Source organism: Streptomyces sp. NPDC002793, from assembly GCF_040295485.1.
In the GTDB taxonomy this organism is placed as follows: Bacteria; Actinomycetota; Actinomycetes; order Streptomycetales; family Streptomycetaceae; genus Streptomyces.
This window is the reverse complement of sequence record NZ_JBEOVL010000001.1, coordinates 157,929-180,897: the sequence shown is the minus strand read 5'-3', so window position 1 is coordinate 180,897 and position 22,969 is coordinate 157,929. Positions and strand designations below refer to the sequence as shown.

Here is a 22,969-nt window from a genome sequence, read left to right as displayed (position 1 = left end):
TGGTCACGCGGTCCGCTCGCGCACGTCCACCACGGTCCCGCCGGCGTGTGCGATCAGGCTTTCGGGATCGAGCGGGAAGACCGTGTGCGGGGTGCCCGCGGCTGCCCAGACCACCGCGTGGCCGAGCAGCCCCCGGTCTGCCAGCACCTGGGTCCGCGTGCGGTGCCCGAAGGGCGGAACACCGCCGATCGCGTATCCGGTGGTCTCCCGGACCAGGTCGGCCCCGGCCCGCTTGACCTTCTCGGACCCGAGCTCGGCCCGCACGCGGTCCACGTCCACCCGGGACGAACCGTCCATGAGGACCAGGACCGGAACGCCGTCCGCCTCGAAGATCAGTGACTTCACGATCTGGCTGAGTTCGCACCCGACTGCCGCCGCCGCCTCGACGGCGGTCCGGGTTGCGTCGGGGAAGCGGCGTACCTCGACGTCGAGCCCCAGCTCCCGGAGCGCCTCGGCGAACCGGGGATGGGCGTCGGACGATGTCGTGGCTGCGGTGGTGTCGGACGTGCTCATACCTCGCACACTACTGAACCGCCGCGGGGGCGACGGAGGCGTTCTGCCGAACCCGCGGCGGAATGAGCTCCTTCGGTCGACCGGGGCTTCCGCCTGCCCCTGCCCTTCGGCGTGGTGGGGCCCCGGGGACGCGCAGCCGGCGCCCCGGGGTGCGGATGGCATCAGGAACCCGCGCGCAGCACCGCCGCCACGACCGGGCCGGCCGCGTCGCCGCCGTGGCCGCCGGACTGCACGACCGCAGCTGCCGCGAGGTCGTCGCTGAAGCCGGTGAACCAGCTGTTGGAGGTGGCCTGTCCGTCGACCTCGGCGGAGCCGGTCTTGGCGCCCTTGTCGCCGCCGACCGAGGCCATGGCGGCCTGGCCGGTGCCCCAGGAGGCGGTGGCCCGCATCATGTCGTTCAGCTGCCCGGTGACGTTCTGCGACAGCGAACGCGACGCGGTGGCGAGCTTCCGGCCGTCCAGGGACTGCGGGACGATGACCGGCTGACGGAACGTTCCGGTGCGGGCGGTCGCCGTGATGGACGCGACGGTGAGCGCGTTCATCTGGACGGTGCCCTGTCCTATGTACTGCTCGGCCGCCGCCCCGCCGGTCTCCTCCGGCACGCTGCCGTCGTAGGAGACCACGCCGCTCTGCCAGTCCAGACCTATGCCGAAGACGTCCCTGGCCTCCTTGGCGAGGGCGGCGTCGTCCTTGGTGTCGTCGATCAGCTTGATGAAGGCGGTGTTGCAGGAGCGGGCGAAGCTCGTGGTGAAGGGCTCGGTGGACGGGAGCTCGAAGTGGTCGAGATTGTGGAACGTCCGGCTCTGCCAGGTCGCCTCCTTCGGGCACTCGACCGGGCTGCCCGCCGATACGAGTCCCTTCTCCATCAGCATCGCGGCCGTCACGATCTTCATCGTGGAGCCGGGCGCCTGCTTGCCCTGCATCGCCGCGTTGAATCCGGTCGCCGGGTTGTTGGCGACGGCGCGGATCGAGCCCGTGGACGGCTTCACGGCGACCACCGAGGCCCCGGTGAACTGCTTCACCGCCTTCTCCGCCGCCGCCTGGGCGCCCGCGTCGAGCGTGGTCTGCAGCTTGCCGGGCTTCCCCTTGGCGAGCGTCAGCAGCGTGGTGGCCGGCAGTTGTTCGTCGGCCGGTTCGATCCAGGTCTCGATCCCCGGTGAACCGCCCGCCTTGTCGCCGTACTTCTCACGCAGGCTGTCCAGGATCGGCCCGAGCGACGGGTACGTCTCCTTGTCGAGCACCTTGCCGTTGTGGTCGACGGCCTCGATCGCCGCGGTGGAGGACTCGCCGGTCCTCAGTGTCGCGCCCTCGGTGAGCTGCGGGTGGATGACCGTGGGCTGCCAGTCGACGAGGGCCTTGCCGGTCGTCAGGCCGCGCACCACGGTCAGTTCGGAGGAGTACGACCAGGGCTTGGTCTTCCCCTCGTAGGACACCGTCGCCTTCACCATGTACGGCACCTTCGCGCCGACGGCGGCACCCGGTGTGATGACCGCCTTCGTGACGTGGACCTCGTCCGCGTAACCGGCCAGAAGGGGCTCGGCAGCGGTTTCGTTGTTCGTGAGCAGGGCGGCGGCCGTCGCGTCGCCGGACGCCCATGCTTCGAGGAAGCCCTTGGAGGTCTCCTCGATCTCCTCCTTGTCCGGAGGGCCGGTCTTCACCTCCGAGGACTCCGAGACGGTCCCCGTGGCCCCGGTCCCGTCCCCGTCCAGCAGCACCTCGTAGGCGCCGTAACCGAGTCCTCCCGCGACCAGTACGAACACTCCGCCGACGACGGCGACCTTCGCTCCACTGCGCATCTGTGCAGTCCCCCTCCCCAGGAGTCCTCTTGAACGTGTTCAAGAGGGTCTTCTTCCGGCACTTTACGGGACACGAGTGAAGTCCGAGGCGGTTGTTACCGGACCGCGACGCATGAGGGAGAGCGCTTTCCGGGCTCACGCCCCGGTGTCGTGGTCGCAACTCGGCCCCGTGCCGCCGAAGTCGGGATGCGTCGCGTCTGTCATGACCATTGCCGACGGTGACGTGCCTCGCTATGTTAATGAGAAATCACATCACTCAACGCGAGTCAGAACATGATGGTTGCGCAACACGCGCGTCAGAAAAGGTGCATAGCGCCGTCTGGTTCAGCCGGGAAGTGGGTAAGTAAATGGGTAATCTCAATAGGCGAAGTGTCCTGTCCCTCGGGGCCGCACTCGGCCTCGTGGGCGTGGCCGACCCCGCCAAGGCGTGGGCATGGGCGTCGGCGGACTCGGTGGCAGGCACCGGCACGGGTGCCGATCCGGAGTACATCTGGGACGACGCGACGGACCCCCTGATGGTGTCCCTGCTCGAGAACGGCCAGGTGCCGTCGGTCAACGCCGCGATGGCGAAGTGGGTGAACAACAGCGACCCGCTGCCCAGCGGCCTGCCGCCCGAACTCACCGCACATCTGCGGACGGTCAACAAGCTGCCCTCCTGGGCCGACCCCGCCAAGCTGGCCCGCGCCGCCGACTTCAACCGGCGCAAGGACACCTACCTGTTCATGCTGTACGGCCTCGGCAGCGGGATCATGAGCACCGTCATCCCCCGGGAGGCCAGGAGCGTCTACTGGTCGTTCGGCGGCGCCGACATGAAGGACCGCGCGGCCAAGACGTTCACCTTCGGGTACGACCTGTCCCAGCTCGACGCCTTCAAGCCCTCGGGCCAGTTCGTCGTCACCGCCAACAAGACCAGGCTCGTGCACGGCGCGGTGCGTCACCTGCTGCCGCAGTCCCCGCACTGGAAGTCGGGCGCCGACCAGACCATCCCGATCAGCGTCGCCGACATCCTGGTCACCTTCCACAGCCTGGGCACCTACGTGCACAAGAAGATGGTCGACTGGAAGATCCCGATGTCGGCCGCGGACGAGGTGGCCTTCCTGCATTCCTGGCAGGTCGCCATCTACCTGCTCGGCGTGCCGGAGGAGTACATCCCGAAGAGCTGGGCCGCCGCGGAGGCCCAGTCCGCGCAGGTGCTCACCCCGATCCTCGCCCCGACGCCCGAGGGGCTCGACCTGGCCGAGGTGCTGCTCGGACTGACCGCGGAGATCGATCTCGGTGTCACGCGCGGGTTCCTCAACGAGTTCGTGCGCTACGCCCTGAGCAACGAGGTCGGCGACTGGCTGAAACTGCCTCGCGACTACGCGGCCGCCGCCCTGGTCCGCACCGCGTGGCCGGCCTTCATCCTGTTCCGCGAAGGCCTGTCGCCCGTCATGCCCGGCACCTTCTACATGTTCGACCAGTTCATCCGGGCCGTGGCCATGCTGTTCCTCAACAAGGGTTCCTCCGGGACCACCACCCCGATCACGATCCCGACCGGGAACAGGCCCGGCTGAGCCGCCGCCCCGATCCCACGGGGCCCGCCCCTCGGCCGTCCCGCCGAGGGGCGAGGCCCGATGGACAACGGGCCTCAGAGGCCCAGGGCGCCCACGACCAGGGCGGTCACGGCGTCACGGTGGTCACGGCTGTCCCGCCACCGGAGCCCCCGCCCGGCCTCGACCGCCACGCCGAACCCCGCGTGCACCAGCACCCGGGCCTGCCGCGGGTCCAGCTCCGGACGGACCAGCAGCAGCTGCTGCTCCCAGACGGCGATGTGTTCACGCTGGGCGAGGACCAGGGACCGCCGCAGGTCAGCCGGCAGACCGGCGAGTTCGGCCTCGGCGACGCTGTTGAGCGCGGTGTACTCGAAGCTGTAGGCCACGTACGTCGCCGCGAGTGCCACGACGGCGTCGTGCGGGCCCGCCACCTCGTGAAGACTGTGCTCCACCCCCTGCGCCAGGAGCCTCGCCGCCTGGAGACACGCCGCCGCCAGGATGTCGACCTTGCCCGGGTAGTGGCGGTAGAGCGCCGACGGGGCCAGCCCCACCGCCTTCGCGATCTGCCCGTTCGTCACGCTGGCGAACCCGTCCCGCGCGAACAGCGGGACGGCGGCCGCGAGGATCTCCGCGCGACGGGTGCGCGGCACCGGCTGGGTGGGCAGCTCGACGGGGTGCGCGCCCCGTCGCCGGTGCGCCCCCGGGTCGGTCGCGGCGACGCGGAGCGCCGACGACGACAGCAGGTCCTCGGCCCGGCGTTGGGCGATCGAGGTGTGGTGCATCGTGATGGACCCGATCGCGCCGAGAGCGGCCCTGGCCCGCAGGCGCTCGTCGGGCAGTGCGTACGCGCGCTGCACCGCCTCGTCGACCCGGCCGATGATGTGACCGAACTTCGCCGTGTGATGCCGGAGGTCCTCGCGGTTGAGGTAGCGCGCCTCCCAGCGGTACACACCGCTCGACGCGCGGTGTGTGACGGCCACCCGGGTCACCGCGGTGAGCACGTCCGCCAGAGGCGCCCCGGGCGGCACCTGGTCGAGCGCGGCGACGAGCCGGTCCGTCATGACGACGGCACACTCGGCGAACAGCGCGTACTTGTTCGGGAAGTGCCGGTACAGGGCCGCCGCGGTGATGCCCACCTGGGCGGCGATCCTCTCCATGGACGCCGCGTGGTACCCGTGCTCGCTGAAGACCCGGCCGGCCGCTTCGACGATGAGCTGCTTGCGGTTACGGGGCCGGGTGCCCGCGATCGGATCGGTCACGGCCGAACGGGCAGACGTGGGGACGGGGCCATACGGATGAGTCAATCACACCCGCACACCAGGGCCCTTGGCCTCCTCGGCGCCGTACCTGCCAGGGCCCTGGCGTGAATCTCTGTACACGCCCTCTGCACGGACAACCTCGCTCAAGGCGGAGGCGGGACGCGTGTTCGGGCGGCCTGTGTGTCCCTCAGTAACACTGGCCGAGAAGGCACTGAAGTGGCATCCATCTGGTCATTTCAGTGCGCACGTCCGGTCACAGGCCCAGGACCGTCGCCACCAGTCCGCTGCGGCTGCGGACACCGGTCTTCGCGAACACACTCTTCAGATGGTCCTGCACGGTCGCCGCGGTGATGTGCAGTTCCACGGCGATGGTCCGCGACGGCAGACCGGCGACGACTCGCGCCAGCACGTCCCGCTCGCGCGGTGTGAGCCCGTACGCGAGCAGCAGTATCTCGGCCACGTCGGCGGCCGGCGCCGGATGTACCGTCACGGCGACGGCCGCCGGGTGCGGGCCACCACTCAGCGGCGAGGCCTGGACGGAGAGCCACCGGCCCGAGCGGCCGCGGATGCGTCCGTACGCCGGCAGCTCAGCGCCTCTTCCCCGTGCGGCCACCTCCAGGATCGCGGATGGCAGTTCCGCCTGCGACGGGCCCAGCTCGTCCCGCCAGAGTTTCGCGGCCGGGTTCTCCGAAAACAGCCGCAAGTCCTGGTCGAGCAGGAGCACTCCGGCCTCGGACGGGCCCGCAGCGGTGACGTCGGGTGCCCGGTGGGCGGCCCGGCGCAGGGCCGCACCGACCGGGGCGGACAGCCGCCGCAGGACGCCGACGTCGGCCGGGGTGAAGTCGGGCCGCCGGCCGCCGCGGAAGAGGGCGACGACGCCCCAGCAGCGGCCGTCCACCACGAAGCCCGCCCGCAGCTCGTGCCGTGCGTCGATCATCGGCAGCACGGTCCGGTAGCGGTGGCTGGATTCCGGATCACCGCCGGTGGCCGCACCGAGCGTGCCCGCGGACACCTCGGAGCGGGCCAGCGCCGCGAACTTCAGGACGTCGTCCACCAGGTACTCGTTGTGCGCGGCGGCCGCGGCCGCCTCCGGTACGAGCCCGGCGCTGACCTGGTCGGCGGTCAGCAGCGTCATCGGGTCGATCGTGCTGAAGCAGTAGGAGTCGGCCGGGATGAGGCGTGTCAGCCGGTCGGCGATCCGGCGGCGCAGTATTCGGGAGTCGAGGTCCAGACGGCAGATCGCCTCGATGTCGCGCACGGTCTCGCGCCGGACCATCGGGGAACTCACCCTTGCCACGGTATCCCAGAAATGTGGGAGGGCCGCCCGACCTCCAGGCGCCTACCGTGGGTCCGAGAAACCCCAGGTCACCGGAGGTACACCGACATGTCCCCGTCCATGCTCAACGTCGGACTGGATCCAGCGCTGGTGGACGACGCGCCCTCGTCACGGGCGGCGTTCCCTGAAATCGACGCCGAGGCGGTCCGGGCCGGAATGGCCGCGGGCCGGGCTCGGCTCGAGGAGCTCGGCCTCGGTGTCGATGTCTGCCTGCTCGACTACGGCCGCACGGCCGAGGCGGTCTTTCGCGCCGCGTTGACCGCCAAGGACTACGACATCGTGCTGATCGGCGCCGGCGTCCGGCTGGACCCGGAGCTGACCCCGCTGTTGGAGGTGCTGGTCAACACCACCCACGAGCTGGCACCCGGCGCGAAGCTCTGCTTCAACGTCAGCCCGACGACGGCTGTCGAAGCCGTCCAGCGGTGGTGGCCCGAACACAAGCCGCTGGTCTAAGGGCTGTTCCGCAATTCCCGGCGGGCGCACGACGACAGCTACGGCACCTCGCCGCGTTGTCGGAACATCCCCATACATTCAGTATGCGGACGTCCCTCCGCCTTGCGATGCACCGCATCTGACGCCGCGCGCTGATCCACCGGGAATTGCGGCGGGACAGCCCTCAGGCGCTCCACAGCCCTCAAGAGACGATTCGATGAACGGGAGGCGGTCTTCCGCCATGTCTGCAAGAGCACTCGAGGACAAGGTCGCACTGGTCACCGGCGGCAGCCGGGGCATCGGCCGGGCGATCGCGGAGCGGCTCGCCCGGGACGGCGCCGCCGTCGGCGTCACCTACGCCCGCGACGAGACGGCGGCGAGCGAGACCGTCGAGAACATCCGCAAGAACGGAGGACGGGCCTTCGCACTCCAGGCGGGGCTGGGCGAACGCGGCGACGCGGCCCACCTCTGGGCCGCCTTCGACGCCGCGGGCACGGAGCACGCGCCCTACGGGAAGCTCGACATCATCGTCAACAACGTCGGCATCGGGGATTTCGCATCCCTGGAGTCGTTGACCGAGGACGCCTTCGACAAGGTCTTCGCCGTGAACGTGCGTGCACCGTTCTTCGTCACGCAGCAGGGACTGCCGCGCCTGCGCGACGGGGGCCGGATCATCAACATCTCCAGCTCCGTGGCCCGCCTGGCCACGCCGGGAATGATCGCCTACGGCGCCACCAAGGGAGCCCTGGACAACTTCAGTCTCGCCCTCGCCAAGGAGCTGGGCCCCCGGGGCATCACGGTCAACTCGGTGGCCCCCGGAACCGTCCTCACCGATGCCAGCGCGGCCACCCTGCTGGGCGATCCGCATGCCGAGGCGCAAGCGGCGTCTCTTGCCGCCCTCGGCCGGATCGGGCGGCCGGAAGACATGGCCGACATCGTGGCCTTCCTCGCCTCCGACGACGCGCGCTGGGTAACCGGCCAGGTCATCGACGCAACGGGAGGCATGGCCCTCTGACGTGCTGCGGAGAGGAACACCGTCGAGCGGCTGATCAACAAGATGAAGGTCCAGGGGCCGTCCAGGCGCCGTCGAAGGGGGACTGGCGACGACCGACAACGACCAGGAGGGCCCAGCGAACTGCCGGGCCCTCCTGCTCCGTTTCCCCCGCTACACCCAGGTGTCCAGCCACATCCGGTCGCGCCAGGCGTCGTCCGGGATCGGCGTCGCCGTGTAGATCGGCCAGAAGTAGATGAAGTTCCAGACGATCAGCAGCACCAGGACACCCGCTGCGATGGCGCCCAGCGTGCGCCTGCGTTCGCCCGCGGGGTCGTCGGAGCCCAGGCCCAGGTGGTGTCTGGTGCCCGTGCCGGCCGCCGGGCCCAGCAGGGCGCCGATCATCATCGTGACCGCCAGGCAGAGGAAGGGCACGAACACGACCGCGTAGAAGAGGAAGATCGTCCGCTCCTGGTAGAAGAACCAGGGCACCCAGCCCGCGGCCACCCCGCACGCGATCGCGCCCGCCCGCCAGTCGCGGCGGAAGGCCCAGCGCCACAGGACGTACAGCAGCGCCACGCACGCCGCCCACCAGAGCACCGGGGTGCCCAGTGCCAGGACCTCTCGGGCGCACTTGCCGGACGCGGATTGGAGGCAGCCCGTCTCCTCCTCGTAGAAGTACGAGACGGGCCGGCCCAGCACGATCCAGCTCCACGGGTTGGACTCGTACGTGTGGCCGGAGGTCAGGCCGACGTGGAAGTCGTAGACCTGGTTCTCGTAGTGCCACAGGCTGCGCAGCCAGTCGGGGAGCCAGGTCCAGTTGCCGCCCTTGCCCTCGGTGGCCGCCCAGTTGCGGTAGTACCCCTTGTCCGTGACGATCCAGCCGGTCCACGACACGACGTACGTGCCGATCGCGACCGGCACCGTGGAGACGAACGCGGGCAGCAGATCCCTGAGGACCACCGCGCGGTACGGCTGCACCGCGCCCGCCGTACGCCGCGCGCCGACGTCCCAGAGCACCACCATCACACCGAACGCGGCCAGGATGTAGAGCCCGTTCCACTTCGTCGCGAAGGCCAGGCCGAGCATCACGCCGGCCGCGATCCGCCAGGGCCGCCACCCGAGACGGAGGGTTTCGGCGATGTGGGCGTCCGGGCGCAGGAGCCCCTCCTCGTCGACCGGGAGCGCCGCGGCCAGCCTGCGACGGGACCGGTCACGGTCGATGAGGAAGCAGCCGAAGGCCGCGAGCACGAAGAACATGAGCACCAGGTCGAGCAGCGCGGTGCGGCTCATCACGAAGTGCAGCCCGTCCACGGCCAGCAGGGTGCCGGCGAGGCAGCCCAGGAACGTCGAGCGGAAGAGCCGACGGCCGATGCGGCACAGCATCAGGACGGACACCGTGCCGAGCAGCGCCACCATGAAGCGCCAGCCGAACGGGGTGAAGCCGAAGAGCTGTTCGCCGAACCCGATGATCCACTTGCCGACCGGCGGATGCACGACGTAACCCGGGTCCACCGGGATGTCCACCGAGGACGGGTCCTTGAGGATCAGCTTGTCGACGTCCTTCGGCCAGGAACCCTCGTAGCCCTGGTTGACCAGGGCCCAGGAGTCCTTGGCGTAGTACGTCTCGTCGAATATCACCGCCTTCGGGCCGCCCAGATTCCAGAACCGCAGTACCCCGGCGACCAGGGCGACCAGCAGCGGACCGCCCCAGGCGGCCCAGCGCACCAGGCGGCCGGCCAGGGCCGGTGGCACGGCGAGCACGTTCCAGAACTGCCGGCCGGGGCGGGCGTAGGGCGGGACCAGGCGCTCGCGCAGCCCCGCCTCCGGCCGTGGGGAATGGCCGAAGCGGCGCAGCCGCTGCTGCCAGGAAGGCGGCTGTTCGCCGGTGTGATCCCCGGCGTCGTTGCCCTGCTGGGCTTCGGGCGCAGTACTCGTCACCGCGCCATCGTAGGGAACGCATCTGTGCGAGTGGTGCCGCCCGTGCTGGGAGGATGGCGATGTGACTGGAATGACTGGAACGCTCGTACTCGCAGGGACCCCCATCGGTGACGTGTCGGACGCCCCGCCACGGCTCGCCGCCGAGCTGGAGACGGCCGATGTCGTGGCCGCCGAGGACACCAGGCGGCTGCGCCGGCTCACGCAGGCGATGGGCGTCCACACGACGGGTCGTGTCGTGTCCTACTTCGAGGGCAACGAGTCGGCGCGCACGCCCGAACTCGTCGAGGCCCTGGTCGGCGGCGCGCGCGTCCTGCTCGTCACCGACGCGGGGATGCCCTCCGTGTCCGATCCCGGCTACCGGCTCGTCGCCGCCGCAGTGGAGCAGGGCATCAAGGTGACCGCCGTACCGGGGCCCTCGGCCGTGCTGACCGCGCTCGCGCTGTCCGCGCTGCCCGTGGACCGCTTCTGTTTCGAGGGCTTCCTGCCGCGCAAGGCGGGCGAGCGGCTCGGGAAGCTCCGTGAGGTCGCCGACGAGCGCCGCACGATGGTCTTCTTCGAGGCCCCGCACCGGCTGGACGACACCCTGGCCGCGATGGCCGAGGTCTTCGGGGCGGACCGCAGGGCCGCCGTGTGCCGGGAACTGACCAAGACGTACGAGGAAGTGAAGCGCGGCCCGCTCGGCGAGCTGGCGGAGTGGGCGGCCGAAGGCGTGCGCGGCGAGATCACCGTCGTGGTCGAGGGCGCCACGGACTCCGGTGGCGAAGGACCGGACGCCGAGGAGCTGGTGCGCAGGGTGCAGGTGCGCGAGGAGGCGGGGGAGCGGCGCAAGGAGGCCATCGCGGCGGTCGCGGCCGAGGCGGGGCTGCCCAAGCGCGAGGTGTTCGATGCGGTGGTGGCGGCAAAGAACGCGGCTCGGACCGGCCAGGAACAGGGCAAAGGACTAACCTGAAAAGTAAAGCCCGGACCGCGTGCCGGGCCCTTGGGCCATGGATCGGCCAAAAACGTCCCAACACTCGGCAGGCCTGGTGCTTCGCCGCCGGTGAAGGCGTCCACTTGGGGGTGGGACGCACCACCGGAGTGCTTGTCCCACGGACAAGAGGAGCAGGCATGAGTGACACAGCGGCAACCACCGTGCACGAGGCGTACGCCTTCGCCTGCATGAGGTGTGGGCACGGCTGGGAACAGGCCTACGAGATAGAGCACCACATCGACGGCGCGGGCAACGCGTTCGTGGTGTACAAGGCGGACGGTGAGCGTGTGCCCTCGCCGCTGTCCACCCCGACGTGCACCAACTGCGGCGGACACGTGGTGCGGATCATGCGCGCCGGCCGGGTCTCGACCGTGCAGGATCTGCTCCAGCGCCAGTACGCCACCCATCCGGCGCGGGCCGGTGAGGACGTGTCGGGCGGGGAGAAGACGGTCGCCACCGCTGTACCGGCTCCCGGCCCCGCACCACGCCACTGGCAGCTGTCGGATCTGCTGCATCCCTTCCACCGGCGCTGAGACCGCGCGCGTCGGGAACCGCGCGTCGGGACCGGGCGTCGGGAGTACGCGCCGAGACCGCGCGCTGAGAGAGGTCTCCGGGCCTCGTAGAGTCGTCGGTATGAGCCGTACCGACGCCCCGCCGCTGCCCGAACCCCTCAGGGTCCCGGTCGCCGATTCGCACACCCACCTGGACATGCAGGACGGAACCGTCGAGGAGGGCCTCGCCCGGGCCGCGGCCGTCAACGTGACCGCCGTCGTCCAGGTGGGCTGCGACGTGAAGGGCTCGCTCTGGGCCGCAGAGACCGCCGCCGCGCACCCCTCCGTGCACGCCTCCGTCGCCCTGCACCCCAACGAAGCCCCGCGCATCGTGCACGGGGACCCCGAGGGTGCGGCGCGGCAGGGCGTCCGGGAGCCGGGCGGCAGGGCCGCGCTGGACGAGGCGCTGGCCGAGATCGACGCGCTGGCAGCCCTCGACCACGTACGCGCTGTCGGCGAGACCGGCCTCGACCACTTCCGTACCGGCCCCGAGGGCATGGCCGCCCAGGAGGAGTCGTTCCGGGCTCACATCGAGATCGCCAAGCGGCACGGCAAGGCCCTGGTCATCCACGACCGGGAGGCGCACGCGGACGTGCTGCGCATCCTCGCCGACGCGGGCGCGCCGGAGCGGACCGTCTTCCACTGCTACTCCGGAGACGCCGACATGGCCCGGATCTGCGCGGCGGCCGGGTACTTCATGTCCTTCGCGGGCAACGTCACCTTCAAGAACGCGCAGCCGCTGCGCGACGCGCTGGCCGTCGCCCCTACCGAGCTGGTGCTCGTCGAGACGGACGCCCCCTTCCTCACCCCCGCCCCGTATCGCGGACGGCCCAACGCGCCCTACCTGATCCCGGTCACGCTCCGGGCCATGGCCGAGGTGCGGGGCACCGACGAGGACACCCTGGCGGCAGCCGTCTACGACAACACGGCTCGGGCGTTCGACTTCTGAGGGCTGTCGTTCTCGTTCCGACAGCCGGTGTTCTCGTCCGGATCAGGCCGGAGAGAGATCCCGGCCCCGTGACCGCCGTAGGCTTGGCGGGTGAGCACCACAGAGCCCGACGCCCTCCTGGGCCCCGCAGACATCCGTGAGCTGGCCGCAGCACTGGGCGTACGCCCCACCAAGCAGCGCGGTCAGAACTTCGTCATCGACGCCAACACGGTCCGCAGGATCGTGCGGACCGCCGAGGTGAGGCCGGACGACGTGGTGGTCGAGGTCGGACCCGGGCTGGGTTCGCTGACCCTGGCCCTGCTGGAGGCGGCCGACCGGGTCGTGGCCGTGGAGATCGACGACGTGCTCGCGGGCGCCCTGCCGGCCACGGTCGCCGCCCGGCTGCCGGAGCGCGCCGACCGCTTCGCCCTGGTCCACTCCGACGCGATGCTGGTCACGGAGCTGCCCGGCCCGGCGCCGACCGCGCTCGTCGCCAACCTGCCGTACAACGTCGCCGTGCCGGTCCTGCTCACCATGCTGGAGCGCTTCCCCACCATCGAGCGGACGCTCGTGATGGTGCAGGCCGAGGTCGCCGACCGGCTGGCAGCCAAGCCCGGCAACAAGGTCTACGGCGTGCCGTCGGTCAAGGCCAACTGGTACGCAGACGTCAAGCGCGCCGGATCCATCGGCCGCACCGTGTTCTGGCCCGCCCCCAACGTCGACTCGGGGCTCGTGTCCCTGGTCCGGCGCACGGAGCCGGTCCGTACCACCGCGAGCAGGACCGAGGTCTTCGCCGTGGTGGACGCCGCCTTCGCCCAGCGCCGCAAGACGCTGCGCGCAGCCCTGGCCGGCTGGGCCGGCTCGGCCCCCGCCGCCGAGGCCGCCCTGACCGCCGCGGGGATCTCGCCGCAGGCCCGGGGCGAGGCACTGACAGTCCAGGAGTTCGCCGCCATCGCCGAGAACAAACCGGAGCCCTCCGCATGACCCACAGCGTCACCGTCCGCGTACCCGCCAAGGTCAACGTGCAGCTCGCGGTGGGCGCCCCCCGCCCCGACGGCTTCCACGACCTGGCCAACGTCTTCCTCGCCGTGGGCCTGTACGACGAGGTCACCGTCACCCCCGCGGACGCCCTGCGCGTCACCTGCTCAGGACCGGACGCCGGGCAGGTGCCGCTGGACGCCACGAACCTCGCGGCCCGCGCCGCGATCGCCCTGGCCGCCCGGCACGGCCTCGCCCCCGATGTGCACCTTCACATCGCCAAGGACATCCCCGTCGCGGGCGGCATGGCGGGCGGCAGCGCCGACGGGGCCGCCGCCCTGCTGGCCTGCGACGCCCTGTGGGGCACCGGCGCGAGCCAGGAGGAACTCCTGGAGATCTGCGCCGAGCTGGGCAGCGACGTGCCGTTCAGCCTGATCGGCGGGGCCGCCCTCGGGGTCGGCCGCGGTGAACAGCTGACCCCCGTCGAGGTCGGTGGCACCTTCCACTGGGTCTTCGCCGTCGCCGACGGCGGGCTCTCCACCCCCGCCGTGTACGGCGAGTTCGACCGGCTCACCGCGGGCACGCGGGTGCCCGAACCGGCCGCCTCCCCCGCGCTCCTCGCGGCCCTGCGCAAGGGCGACACCACCGCGCTCGCCGGGGCACTCGGCAACGACCTCCAGCCCGCCGCCCTCTCCCTGCGCCCCTCGCTGGCCGACACCCTCGCGGCGGGCACCGCCGCGGGCGCCCTGGCCGCGCTGGTCTCGGGATCCGGGCCGACCACCGCTTTCCTGGTCGCGGACGAGGAGTCGGCGCGCACGGTCGCGGACGCCCTGCTGGCGTCCGGCACCTGCCGCAGCGCACGGGTGGCGGCGTCACCCGCGGCAGGGGCCACCGTCGTCTGACCGGTCGGGCAGGCCCGGCGGCCGGTGGGTCGCCGCAGGAAGACGAACGGGTGCCGCCGTGGGCGGCACCCCGGTCAGGCCGGCTTCACGGTCCTCTTCGCCAGCTCGTACGCCGGGAGCATCTCCTCGTGTTCCTGGGAGTCCAGCCCGCCCAGGTGCACCAGGACCGGGCCCTCCGGCGTCGCGACCGCGAAGGCGCGTGCCGTCTGCGGCCCGTCCAGCAGTACGGAGGTCACCGTGTAGGTGACCTCCACGACCGCCGCCGACCCCGCCCCGGTCGCCGCGTACGACGGTTCGGACGCGCTCCCGTCAGCGGCCAAGAAGTCCTCCAGCGCAGCTCGCGGCGTGGTGCCGGAACCCTTGCCCTGCCAGACGTGGAGGAAGCCGATGTTCCCGGCGGGTTTGGCGTCGATCTCGCAGACCAGCGTGGTCGAGCCCCGCTGCCCCAGTGCCGCGAACTCGGAGGCGGGATCGACGTCCACGGGCTGCGGCTCCCAGTCCGGCGCCAGCTCGAACGTCACCGGCAGCTCGCAGGCCGAGCCGGGGCCGCCCAGCGTGGCGGCCTTCGCCGCGGCGGGGCTCTCCGCCGCCTTCGAGGGGACCTCGTCCCCCTTGCCGGCCGTGTCACCGCCACCCGACGACGACGAACAGCCGGCCAGCGCCGCTGTCACCACGACCGCCGAAACCACGGCACGCACCGCGCCTCGCATCATGAAGTCCCCACCCCGGAGATGTTCCGAACCGCTCCGACCTGGGGTTACTCCCCACGATCGATCGCCGCACGCTATCGCACCCCGCGCGGCGACTACTCTGGGACGTCGAGCGGTCCCCGACGCAGGGACCACCTAGGCAGGAGTGAAATGGCCGTCAATCTGGTCAATGTCGAGCAGGTCAGCAAGGTGTACGGCACCCGTGCCCTGCTCGACGGTGTATCCCTCGGGGTGTCCGAGGGCGACCGGATCGGCGTCGTCGGCCGCAACGGCGACGGCAAGACGACGCTCATCCGGATGCTCGCCAAGCTGGAGGAGGCGGACACCGGCCGGGTCACCCACAACGGCGGGCTGCGCCTCGGTGTCCTGACCCAGCACGACTCGCTGGACCCGAAAGCCACCATCCGGCACGAGGTCATCGGCGATCTGGAGGACCACGAGTGGGCCGGCAGCGCCAAGATCCGTGACGTGCTGACCGGGCTCTTCGGAGGCCTCGCCCTCCCCGGCTTCGAGCACGGCCTGGACACCGTCATCGCCCCGCTCTCCGGCGGCGAGCGGCGCCGGATCGCGCTGGCGAAGCTGCTCATCGCCGAGCAGGACCTGATCGTGCTCGACGAGCCCACCAACCACCTCGACGTCGAGGGCATCTCCTGGCTGGCCGGGCACCTGCGGACCCGGCGCTCGGCGCTCGTCTGCGTCACCCACGACCGGTGGTTCCTGGACCAGGTCTGCACCCGCATGTGGGACGTCCAGCGGGGCAGCGTCCACGAGTACGAGGGTGGCTACAGCGACTACGTGTTCGCCCGGGCCGAGCGGGAGCGGATCGCCGCGACCGAGGAGTCCAAGCGGCAGAACCTGATGCGCAAGGAGCTGGCGTGGCTGCGGCGCGGCGCCCCCGCCCGTACGTCCAAGCCGCGCTACCGCATCGAGGCGGCCAACGAGCTGATCGCCGACGTGCCGCCCCCGCGCGACACCAGCGAGCTGATGAAGTTCGCCAACGCCCGGCTCGGCAAGACCGTCTTCGACCTGGAGGACGTGACCGTCCAGGCCGGGCCCAAGACCCTGCTCACCCACCTCACGTGGCAGCTCGGCCCCGGTGACCGCATCGGCCTGGTCGGCGTCAACGGCGCGGGCAAGACCTCACTGCTGCGGGCGCTCACCGAGGCGTGCCGCAGCCAGGGCGACGTACAGCCCGCCGCAGGGAAGATCGTCGTCGGCAAGACGGTGCGACTCGCCTACCTCTCCCAGGAGGTCGCGGAGCTCAACCCGAACCTCCGGGTGCTCGAAGCCGTGCAGCAGGTGCGCGACCGGGTCGACCTCGGCAAGGGCCGCGAGATGACGGCCGGCCAGCTCTGCGAGCAGTTCGGCTTCGCCAAGGAGAAGCAGTGGACGCCGGTCGGTGACCTGTCCGGTGGCGAGCGGCGACGGCTGCAGATCCTGCGCCTGCTGATGGACGAGCCGAACGTCCTCTTCCTCGACGAGCCCACCAACGACCTGGACATCGAGACCCTGACCCAGCTGGAGGACCTCCTCGACGGCTGGCCCGGCTCGATGATCGTGATCTCCCACGACCGGTTCTTCGTCGAGCGGACCACGGACCGGGTGATGGCGCTCCTCGGCGACCAGGCGCTGCGGATGCTGCCGCGCGGCATCGACGAGTACATCGAGCGCAGGCAGCGCATGGAGGAGACGGCCACGCCCGCCTCCGTCGCCGGGTCCTCGGCGCCGAAGGCGGCACCGGCCGAGACGGTCTCGCCGCAGGCCGCGCGCGCCGCGAAGAAGGAGCTCCAGAAGGTGGAGCGCCAGCTCGACAAGATGTCGACGCGGGAGACCACGCTGCACGCGCAGATCGCCGACAACGCCACCGACTTCGAGAAGGTCGCCCGACTCGACGCCGAGCTGCGCGAACTCGTGGCCGAGCGGGACGTCTTGGAGATGCGCTGGCTGGAGCTGGCCGAGGAGGCCTGAGCAGGCCTGAAGACCGTCGGCACCGACCCCGGGTGGTAGAAAGTAGGCCCGCCCGGGTCGGCGCGACCCCGCGGGGCAACAACCGTACGAGGGGGACTCCGCCGATGACTCAGCCTTCCGGCCCGCAACCGCCGCAGGGCGTCTTCGGGGCGCCGTACGACCCCGCGCGCCAAGGGAATCCTCCGCCTTCGCCGGGGGCTCCGCCGCCCGGATACGGATACCCGCCCCAGCAGCCGGGGCCGTACGCCCAGCCCTCCCCGCGGCAGCCCGGACCGTACGGCGGCCCGCAGCCGGGCCACGGCTACCCGCCGCAGCCGCCCACCGTCACCGCACCGCCACCCGGCGGGTCCGGTGGCGGCGGCCGCTTCAAGGGCCGGACCGGCAAGGTCATCGGCGCCGCGATCGCCTTGCTGCTCCTGGCCGGTGGCGGCATATGGCTGGCCACCTCCGGCGACGGGGAGCGGGAGCCCGTCGCCGGGCCGGACGCCGTCACCACGGGGCCGGGCGGCTCATCAGGGGACGGCAAGGACGAGGCCGTCGCCCGGCCGACCGCCGACGAGCTCAACGCGGGGCGCAAGCCGGGCGAGGCGAAGGTGGCATGGCTGGCGGAGAACGGGGTCGACCTCCCGCAGTACGGCGAGGAGACGCACGGACCCTGGTTCGCCGGGGACGTCGTCGCCAAGGGGATGTACCGCAAGCTGACCGGCTACGCGGTGGCCGACGGGACGGAGAAGTGGAGCCTGCGGCTGCCCACGGACCTCTGCGCCTCACCCACCGCCCCCACGGCGGACGGCAAGATCGTCGTGGCCGTCGAGGACAACGTCTCGGAGTCGGAGGCGGACTGCTCCGTCCTGCAGATGATCGACCTGCGCACCGGCACAGCGGGCTGGAAGAAGACGGTCGACCGGTCCGACATGCAGGACGGCCTCTCGCACGTCGCCATGTCGATCAGCGGGGACACGGTCACCTTCGGGCGTGACACCGCCTCCACCGCCTACCGGGTCAGCGACGGGAAGGAGCTGTTCGGCAAGCGTGAAGGCGTATGCCAGCCGTTCGCCTTCACCGGCGGCGCCCGGATGATCGCGGCCGTCAGCTGCCAGGCGGAGCCCGCCGACCCCGACCGCCAGCAGATCCAGGAGGTCGACCCGGTCACCGGGGCACCGAAGTGGACCTACGAACTGAAGCCGGGCTGGACGGTCGCGCACGTCTACTCCACCGGTCCGCTCGTCGTCTCGGTCAAACAGCCGGAGAAGTGGGCCGTCGTCGTCCTGAACGACGACGGGACCTACCGCTCCCAACTGGCGAGCGGTGAGGAGGACTACGGCGTCCGGTGCGGAGAGGAGTCCGTCGCGACCGGTAGCAACCTGGACGGCTGCGCGGGGGTCACGGCCGACGCGGAGAGGCTCTACCTCTCGACCCTGCCCGTTCCCGGTGCGAAGTCCTTGGACAACGAGGTCGTCGCGTTCGACCTGGACACCGGTGCCTCACTGTGGAGGGCGCCCGCCCCGTCCGGCCGGCTGGCGTTCCCGCTTCGCATGGAGGGCGGGAAGGTGCTGGTCCACGTGGAGGCCGCGTACCGGAAGCAGGGGGAGACCGGCACGCTGGAGCCGTCCACCGGGGCGTACACGACCCTGCTGAAACACCCGGCGTCGGCGACCGACACCGAGATCTCGCTCTTCCAGGCGAAGGCCGCCCACCAGGACGGCCGCACCTTCCTGCTTCCGCAGCGGATCAGCGCCGACCAGGACGAGGAGGAGAAGGCGGCGACCGCCGTTCTGGTCTTCGGCGAATAGGGGCCCAGGGCGCCGGGTGTTCACCAAACCCACTCGGCATGCACGCAGTTGACGGAGCGTCGGGAAGAGGGGCTCCCGCAGGCCCGCCCCGGTCGCGTAACGACGGCATCACGGGCCGGTTCTCCCTTGGGAACAGGGGGTGGACCGAGCCGGTGTCCCGGGTCCCGCGGGTGGTACAAAGAAGCCCCGCTCGACTGTCGTACCGCCGCGGAACCCATGCCCGATTCGCTCCTTTCCGGGGGGAATTCAGAGACTTCTCACACCTGGCCTCTGAGCCCAGCGGAATCGCGGGGGAGACCGGACCGGGCACCGGACCGCACGAAGGGGGACGTGCTGATGACCCAGCCGCCCGACCAGCAACCGCCGCAGGGGGGCTTCGGGGCTCCGCAGGAACCGCACGGCACTCCTCAGCCGCCCCAGCCGCAGTCACCACCCGCCGCACCACCGCAGGTTCCGCCCGGGTCCCCGCAGCCGCAGCCCCCCACGCAGCCGGGGTACGGCTATCCGCAGAACCCCGGCACGCAGCCCGGCTACGCCTATCCCCAGGCACCCGGTCAGGCCCCGGGTCAGGCGGCACCCGGCCCGTACGGCCAGCAGCCCGGCCCGTACGGCGCCCCCTCCGGGCCGTACGCCCAGCAGCCCGGCCCGTACGGCCAGCAGCCCGGTTACGGCTATCCGCAGCAGCAGTACCCCGGCGCGCCCGCGCCCGGCGGCGGTTCCGGCGGCAGCTCCTTCAAGGGCAAGCCCGCCGCCGTCATCGGTGCGGCGGTCGCCGTGCTCCTCGTCGTCGGCGGGGGCGTCTTCTTCGCCACGAGCGGTGACGGCGAGGAGAAGAAGCCCGTCGCCAAGGTAACCAGCGGCGCCCCGGACCCGGCCGCCTCGCCCACCGTCGACCAGGGCGACGGCAAGGGTGACGGCCGTGAGGCGAACGACGACCTGAACGCCGGGCGCAAGGCGGGCGAGGCGAAGGTCCTCTGGCTGACGAAGAACGACATCGACCTGCCGCGCAACGGCGCGGACGTCGAAGGCCCGTGGATCGTCGGGGACACGCTCGTCAAGGGCATGTACCGCTCGGTCGTCGGTCACTCGGTGACCGACGGCAAGCCGAAGTGGACCCTTCCGCTGCCCGCCGACCTGTGCGCCGCTCCCGGATCGGCCACCGCCGACGGCAAGATCGTCATCGGCGTCAAGGACGGCACCACGGACAAGGCCAACTGTTCCGTGCTGCAGATGATCGACCTCAACACCGGCAAGGCCGGATGGAAGAAGTCGGTCAAGAAGAACGGCACCTGGGACATGCTGTCCGACATCGGTCTGGCGATCAGCGGTGACACGGTCACCGTCGGACGTACGAGCAACTCCAACGCCTACCGGGTCAGCGACGGGAAGGAGCTGTTCGGCAAGCCCGCCGGGGACTGCCAGCCCTTCGCCTTCGCCGGCGGCCCCAAGCTGATCGCTGCGACCAGCTGCCGCACCGACGACGTGAACAACCCGCAGCACCAGATCCAGGAGGTCGACCCGGTCACCGGGAAGGCCAAGTGGACGTACGAGCCCAAGCGCGGCTGGGAGATCGACAAGGTCTACTCGGTGAGCCCCCTCGTCGTCTCGCTGACCCAGCGGGACGAGAAGAAGTGGGGCATCCTCGCGCTCAAGGAGAACGGCACGCTCCGTTCCCAGCTGGTCAGTGACAAGGGGGACAGCCCCGCCGTCGACTGCGGAGGCGACTTCTCGATCTTCGGCGCGAAGCTCGAAGGCTGCACCGGCGTCGCCGCCGACGCCAACACCTTCTACATGATGACCGAGGACGACACCAGCGGCAGCGCCCGCACCAACAAGGTCATCGCGTTCGACCTGAACACGGGCAAGTCGAAGTGGAAGGCCGCGGCCCCCGCCGAGCGCACCATGAAGCCGCTCCGCATGGAGGGCGGCAACGTCCTGGTCTACCTGGAGCCCTCGTACGACAAGGGCGGGGCGATCGCGACGATCGCACCCACCGGAGGCGCGCCGAAGGTGGTGCTGCAGCACCCGGACTCGACGACCGGGATCGAGAACTTCTTCTCGTCCGTGGTCGCCTACGAGGGCGGCCGTTCCTTCGTCGTCAGCGACCGCGTCAGCGCGACCAACGACGAAGCAGAGAAAGAGCAGACGACCATGATGGCCTTCGGCAAGTGACGGCCGACGACGGCAACCGCCACCCCTTCTCCTCAGACCCCGCAGAGGTACGCACGCCATGACTCAGCCGAACGACGGACCGCCCCAGGGCGGATTCGGCGCCCCGCAGGACCCGCCGCCCGGCGGATTCGGCGCGCCCACCCCGCCGCCCGCCGACCCGCTCGGCAAGCAGCCCCCGGCCGCATCGCCCATCCCGCCGCCCCCTGGCGGCTACGGCAGCCCGCCCACCCCGCCGCCCCCCGGCGGCTACGGCGCCCCGCAGGCGGCTCCGCCCGGGCAGCCGCCGCAGAACCCGGCGTACGGCTATCCGCAGGCGCCGCCTCCCGGGCAGCCTCCGACCCAGCCCGGCTACGGCTTCCCGCAGGGGCAGCAGCCTCCGACCCAGCCCGGCTACGGCTTCCCGCAGGCTCCGCCCCCCGGTGGGCCCGGCATGGCTCCGCAGCAGGGGTACGGCTACCCGACCGCCCCGATGCAGCCGCAGTACCCCGGCCCGCAGCAGGGCGGCGGCAAGAAGTTCACCACCCAGATGCAGATCATCGTCGCCGCGGCCGTCGCCGTGGTGCTGATCGTCGGCGGCGGCATCTTCTACGCCTCCAGCGGCAGCGACGAGAAGGGCAAGCAGGGCGAGGCGTCCTCGGCAGGAACCGGCGGCGAAGCCAAGGGCGGCGAGGGCGCGGGCCTGGACGGCGGCACCGAGAAGGCCCCGGCCGACACCAAGTCCAAGGTCGGCTTCCAGCTTCCGCACCCCAAGGTCACCGACACCACGACGGTCCACGGCTCCTGGGTCACGGACAAGGCGTACGTGAAGACCGGCGTGTACGAGATCGTGGGCTATGACCTCGCCAAGGGCACCAAGCTCTGGTCGGTCCCGCTGACGGGCCAGCTCTGCGCCGCGTCCCGGCACATGAGCAAGGACTACAAGACCGCCATCGCCTTCCAGGACGGCAAGCCGAGCGCGGAGGACAAGTACCCCTCCTGCACCCAGATCGGCGCGCTCGACCTGGCCACCGGCAAGCTCATGTGGAGCAAGTCCGTCACCTCCGCCGCCAGCGGCGACGAGCCCATCAGGTTCGGCGAGGTCACGCTCAGCGGTACGACGGTCGCCGCGGGCGGGACCAGCGGCGGTGCGGCCTTCAACCTCGCGAACGGCGCCGAGCTCTGGAAGCCGAAGGCCGACGCCAACAACTGCTACGACATGGGTTACGGCGGCGGCGACGCCCTCGCCGTGGTCCGCAAGTGCGGCACCTACGACAACCGGCAGCTCACCATCCAGGCGCTGAACCCGAGCACCGGCGCGCCGCTCTCGTCGTACGACATGCCGCCCGGCGTCGAGTACGCGAGCATCGTCTCCACCAAGCCGCTCGTGGTCGCGGCGGACGTCGGTGACACCGCCGGCGACGGCAGCAGCATCTCGGACTTCTTCTCCATCGACGCGGCCACCGGCAAGCTCATCGTCCGGATCTCGGCGGACGCGGACAAGTACGCCGGGGACTGCGGCTCCACGGAGGTCGAGCAGTGCGGCTCCCTGGCCGTCGGCAACAACAAGCTCTACGTGCCGACCGAGGAGCACGACGGCGGTGGTGAGTTCGGCGACACCAACGAGATCGTCGCCTTCGACCTCACCACCGGCAAGCTCGTCGGGGGCAGGGCGGACGCGGGCGACGACTACACGCTGACCCCGCTGCGCATGGACGGTTCCAACGTCATCGCGTACAAGCAGCCCCCGTACGACAAGGGCGGCCAGGTCGTCTCCATCGACGGCTCCACCTTCGAGGAGACCGTCCTGATGGTCAACCCGGACGACGAGGCGATCCGCGACGCGGAGACCAGCTTCTCCTTCGACTACGCCGAGTTCATCTACGAGAAGGGGCGGCTGTTCATCTCCGAGAAGATGGTCAGTGAGCCCAGGGACCCGTCCAACTCGCTGGACGACAAGCAGTACCTCGTGGTGTCCTTCACCACCGTCTGACAGCACCGTCTGACAGCACGGGTCCGACAGCACCGTCCGACGACGACGCACGTACCCACGGCCCTGCCGGTTGATCATCTAACCGGCAGGGCCGATCGTTTTCCGACGGGTAAGTGGCCCAATATGACGCAGAATTCGGCATTCTGGGGGGCTTCTGACCAGTAGGGGGCGCGCAGCGTCGAACAAGCGTGTAACTTGCCGGGGCAGAGGGGCCGGGGGCCTGGTCAG

At 71.0% G+C, this 22,969-nt stretch carries 18 protein-coding genes; 12 read left to right on the top strand and 6 right to left on the bottom strand.

Going from position 1 to position 22,969, the window contains the following annotated elements:
- Positions 1–3: 3 nt before the first annotated feature.
- Positions 4–513 (bottom strand): YbaK/EbsC family protein, encoded by a 510-nt coding sequence (locus ABT001_RS00790; protein ID WP_351270269.1) that lies wholly within the window; start codon positions 511–513, stop codon positions 4–6.
- A gap of 161 nt (positions 514–674) precedes the next feature.
- Entirely contained in the window at positions 675–2,309 is a 1,635-nt protein-coding gene (locus ABT001_RS00785; RefSeq protein ID WP_351270267.1) for a penicillin-binding transpeptidase domain-containing protein, read from the bottom strand.
- Between the two features lie 347 nt (positions 2,310–2,656).
- Here ABT001_RS00785 and ABT001_RS00780 point away from each other — a divergent pair, with 347 nt between their 5' ends.
- On the top strand, positions 2,657–3,862 hold the full coding sequence (locus ABT001_RS00780) for an oxygenase MpaB family protein (RefSeq protein ID WP_351270265.1): 1,206 nt from the start codon (positions 2,657–2,659) through the stop codon (positions 3,860–3,862).
- A gap of 74 nt (positions 3,863–3,936) precedes the next feature.
- Here the strand turns inward: ABT001_RS00780 and ABT001_RS00775 are convergent, their stop codons facing one another.
- A complete protein-coding gene (locus tag ABT001_RS00775) occupies positions 3,937–5,145 on the bottom strand; it encodes a TetR/AcrR family transcriptional regulator (RefSeq protein WP_502967392.1) in 1,209 nt (402 codons plus the stop codon).
- A 208-nt stretch (positions 5,146–5,353) separates the two neighbouring features.
- Positions 5,354–6,388 (bottom strand): helix-turn-helix transcriptional regulator, encoded by a 1,035-nt coding sequence (locus ABT001_RS00770; protein WP_351270259.1) that lies wholly within the window; start codon positions 6,386–6,388, stop codon positions 5,354–5,356.
- 96 nt (positions 6,389–6,484) lie between these two features.
- Between ABT001_RS00770 and ABT001_RS00765 the strand changes: the two genes are divergently transcribed.
- Positions 6,485–6,889 (top strand): hypothetical protein, encoded by a 405-nt coding sequence (locus ABT001_RS00765; protein ID WP_351270257.1) that lies wholly within the window; start codon positions 6,485–6,487, stop codon positions 6,887–6,889.
- 220 nt (positions 6,890–7,109) lie between these two features.
- Positions 7,110–7,883 carry a glucose 1-dehydrogenase gene (locus ABT001_RS00760; protein ID WP_351270255.1) on the top strand — a complete coding sequence of 258 codons (774 nt, stop codon included), beginning with the start codon at positions 7,110–7,112 and terminating at the stop codon, positions 7,881–7,883.
- A gap of 150 nt (positions 7,884–8,033) precedes the next feature.
- Here ABT001_RS00760 and ABT001_RS00755 read toward each other — a convergent pair whose 3' ends face one another.
- Positions 8,034–9,800: a dolichyl-phosphate-mannose--protein mannosyltransferase gene (locus tag ABT001_RS00755; protein ID WP_351270252.1), complete on the bottom strand. Its 1,767-nt coding sequence runs from the start codon at positions 9,798–9,800 to the stop codon at positions 8,034–8,036.
- 70 nt (positions 9,801–9,870) lie between these two features.
- Here ABT001_RS00755 and rsmI point away from each other — a divergent pair, with 70 nt between their 5' ends.
- The 5 genes from rsmI to ABT001_RS00730 all read left to right on the top strand — a co-directional run bounded on the left by rsmI (position 9,871) and on the right by ABT001_RS00730 (position 14,129).
- Positions 9,871–10,749 carry a 16S rRNA (cytidine(1402)-2'-O)-methyltransferase gene (gene rsmI / locus ABT001_RS00750; RefSeq protein ID WP_351270723.1) on the top strand — a complete coding sequence of 293 codons (879 nt, stop codon included), beginning with the start codon at positions 9,871–9,873 and terminating at the stop codon, positions 10,747–10,749.
- Between the two features lie 158 nt (positions 10,750–10,907).
- Positions 10,908–11,303 carry a hypothetical protein gene (locus ABT001_RS00745; protein ID WP_351270249.1) on the top strand — a complete coding sequence of 132 codons (396 nt, stop codon included), beginning with the start codon at positions 10,908–10,910 and terminating at the stop codon, positions 11,301–11,303.
- Between the two features lie 100 nt (positions 11,304–11,403).
- Positions 11,404–12,270, top strand: a complete 867-nt coding sequence (locus ABT001_RS00740; protein WP_351270246.1) for a TatD family hydrolase — start codon at positions 11,404–11,406, stop codon at positions 12,268–12,270.
- Positions 12,271–12,360: 90 nt separating this feature from the next.
- Positions 12,361–13,233, top strand: coding sequence for a 16S rRNA (adenine(1518)-N(6)/adenine(1519)-N(6))-dimethyltransferase RsmA (rsmA, locus tag ABT001_RS00735; RefSeq protein WP_351270244.1), 873 nt, complete (start codon positions 12,361–12,363; stop codon positions 13,231–13,233).
- Positions 13,230–14,129, top strand: coding sequence for a 4-(cytidine 5'-diphospho)-2-C-methyl-D-erythritol kinase (locus ABT001_RS00730; RefSeq protein ID WP_351270241.1), 900 nt, complete (start codon positions 13,230–13,232; stop codon positions 14,127–14,129). The genes rsmA and ABT001_RS00730 overlap by 4 nt, the downstream gene beginning before the upstream one ends.
- A gap of 74 nt (positions 14,130–14,203) precedes the next feature.
- Here the strand turns inward: ABT001_RS00730 and ABT001_RS00725 are convergent, their stop codons facing one another.
- Entirely contained in the window at positions 14,204–14,842 is a 639-nt protein-coding gene (locus ABT001_RS00725; RefSeq protein WP_351270239.1) for a lipoprotein, read from the bottom strand.
- Between the two features lie 147 nt (positions 14,843–14,989).
- Between ABT001_RS00725 and ABT001_RS00720 the strand changes: the two genes are divergently transcribed.
- The 4 genes from ABT001_RS00720 to ABT001_RS00705 all read left to right on the top strand — a co-directional run bounded on the left by ABT001_RS00720 (position 14,990) and on the right by ABT001_RS00705 (position 22,741).
- Positions 14,990–16,807 (top strand): ABC-F family ATP-binding cassette domain-containing protein, encoded by a 1,818-nt coding sequence (locus ABT001_RS00720; RefSeq protein WP_351270237.1) that lies wholly within the window; start codon positions 14,990–14,992, stop codon positions 16,805–16,807.
- Positions 16,808–16,911: 104 nt separating this feature from the next.
- Positions 16,912–18,600 (top strand): outer membrane protein assembly factor BamB family protein, encoded by a 1,689-nt coding sequence (locus ABT001_RS00715; RefSeq protein ID WP_351270234.1) that lies wholly within the window; start codon positions 16,912–16,914, stop codon positions 18,598–18,600.
- A gap of 336 nt (positions 18,601–18,936) precedes the next feature.
- Complete coding sequence (locus ABT001_RS00710; RefSeq protein ID WP_351270231.1) at positions 18,937–20,772, top strand: outer membrane protein assembly factor BamB family protein; 1,836 nt, start codon at positions 18,937–18,939, stop codon at positions 20,770–20,772.
- Between the two features lie 58 nt (positions 20,773–20,830).
- A complete protein-coding gene (locus tag ABT001_RS00705; RefSeq protein WP_351270228.1) occupies positions 20,831–22,741 on the top strand; it encodes an outer membrane protein assembly factor BamB family protein in 1,911 nt (636 codons plus the stop codon).
- Positions 22,742–22,969 lie beyond the last annotated feature (228 nt).

Excerpts from the sequence above, each read along its gene's own strand:
- ABT001_RS00705 (WP_351270228.1), top strand. The coding sequence starts at position 20,831 with ATGACTCAGCCGAACGACGGACCGCCCCAGGGCGGATTCGGCGCCCCG.
- ABT001_RS00745 (WP_351270249.1), top strand. The coding sequence starts at position 10,908 with ATGAGTGACACAGCGGCAACCACCGTGCACGAGGCGTACGCCTTCGCC.
- ABT001_RS00765 (WP_351270257.1), top strand. The coding sequence starts at position 6,485 with ATGTCCCCGTCCATGCTCAACGTCGGACTGGATCCAGCGCTGGTGGAC.
- ABT001_RS00790 (WP_351270269.1), bottom strand. The coding sequence starts at position 513 with ATGAGCACGTCCGACACCACCGCAGCCACGACATCGTCCGACGCCCAT.
- rsmI (WP_351270723.1), top strand. The coding sequence starts at position 9,871 with ATGACTGGAACGCTCGTACTCGCAGGGACCCCCATCGGTGACGTGTCG.
- ABT001_RS00780 (WP_351270265.1), top strand. The coding sequence starts at position 2,657 with ATGGGTAATCTCAATAGGCGAAGTGTCCTGTCCCTCGGGGCCGCACTC.
- ABT001_RS00720 (WP_351270237.1), top strand. The coding sequence starts at position 14,990 with ATGGCCGTCAATCTGGTCAATGTCGAGCAGGTCAGCAAGGTGTACGGC.
- ABT001_RS00715 (WP_351270234.1), top strand. The coding sequence starts at position 16,912 with ATGACTCAGCCTTCCGGCCCGCAACCGCCGCAGGGCGTCTTCGGGGCG.
- ABT001_RS00710 (WP_351270231.1), top strand. The coding sequence starts at position 18,937 with ATGACCCAGCCGCCCGACCAGCAACCGCCGCAGGGGGGCTTCGGGGCT.
- ABT001_RS00725 (WP_351270239.1), bottom strand. The coding sequence starts at position 14,842 with ATGATGCGAGGCGCGGTGCGTGCCGTGGTTTCGGCGGTCGTGGTGACA.
- ABT001_RS00760 (WP_351270255.1), top strand. The coding sequence starts at position 7,110 with ATGTCTGCAAGAGCACTCGAGGACAAGGTCGCACTGGTCACCGGCGGC.
- ABT001_RS00785 (WP_351270267.1), bottom strand. The coding sequence starts at position 2,309 with ATGCGCAGTGGAGCGAAGGTCGCCGTCGTCGGCGGAGTGTTCGTACTG.
- ABT001_RS00740 (WP_351270246.1), top strand. The coding sequence starts at position 11,404 with ATGAGCCGTACCGACGCCCCGCCGCTGCCCGAACCCCTCAGGGTCCCG.
- ABT001_RS00730 (WP_351270241.1), top strand. The coding sequence starts at position 13,230 with ATGACCCACAGCGTCACCGTCCGCGTACCCGCCAAGGTCAACGTGCAG.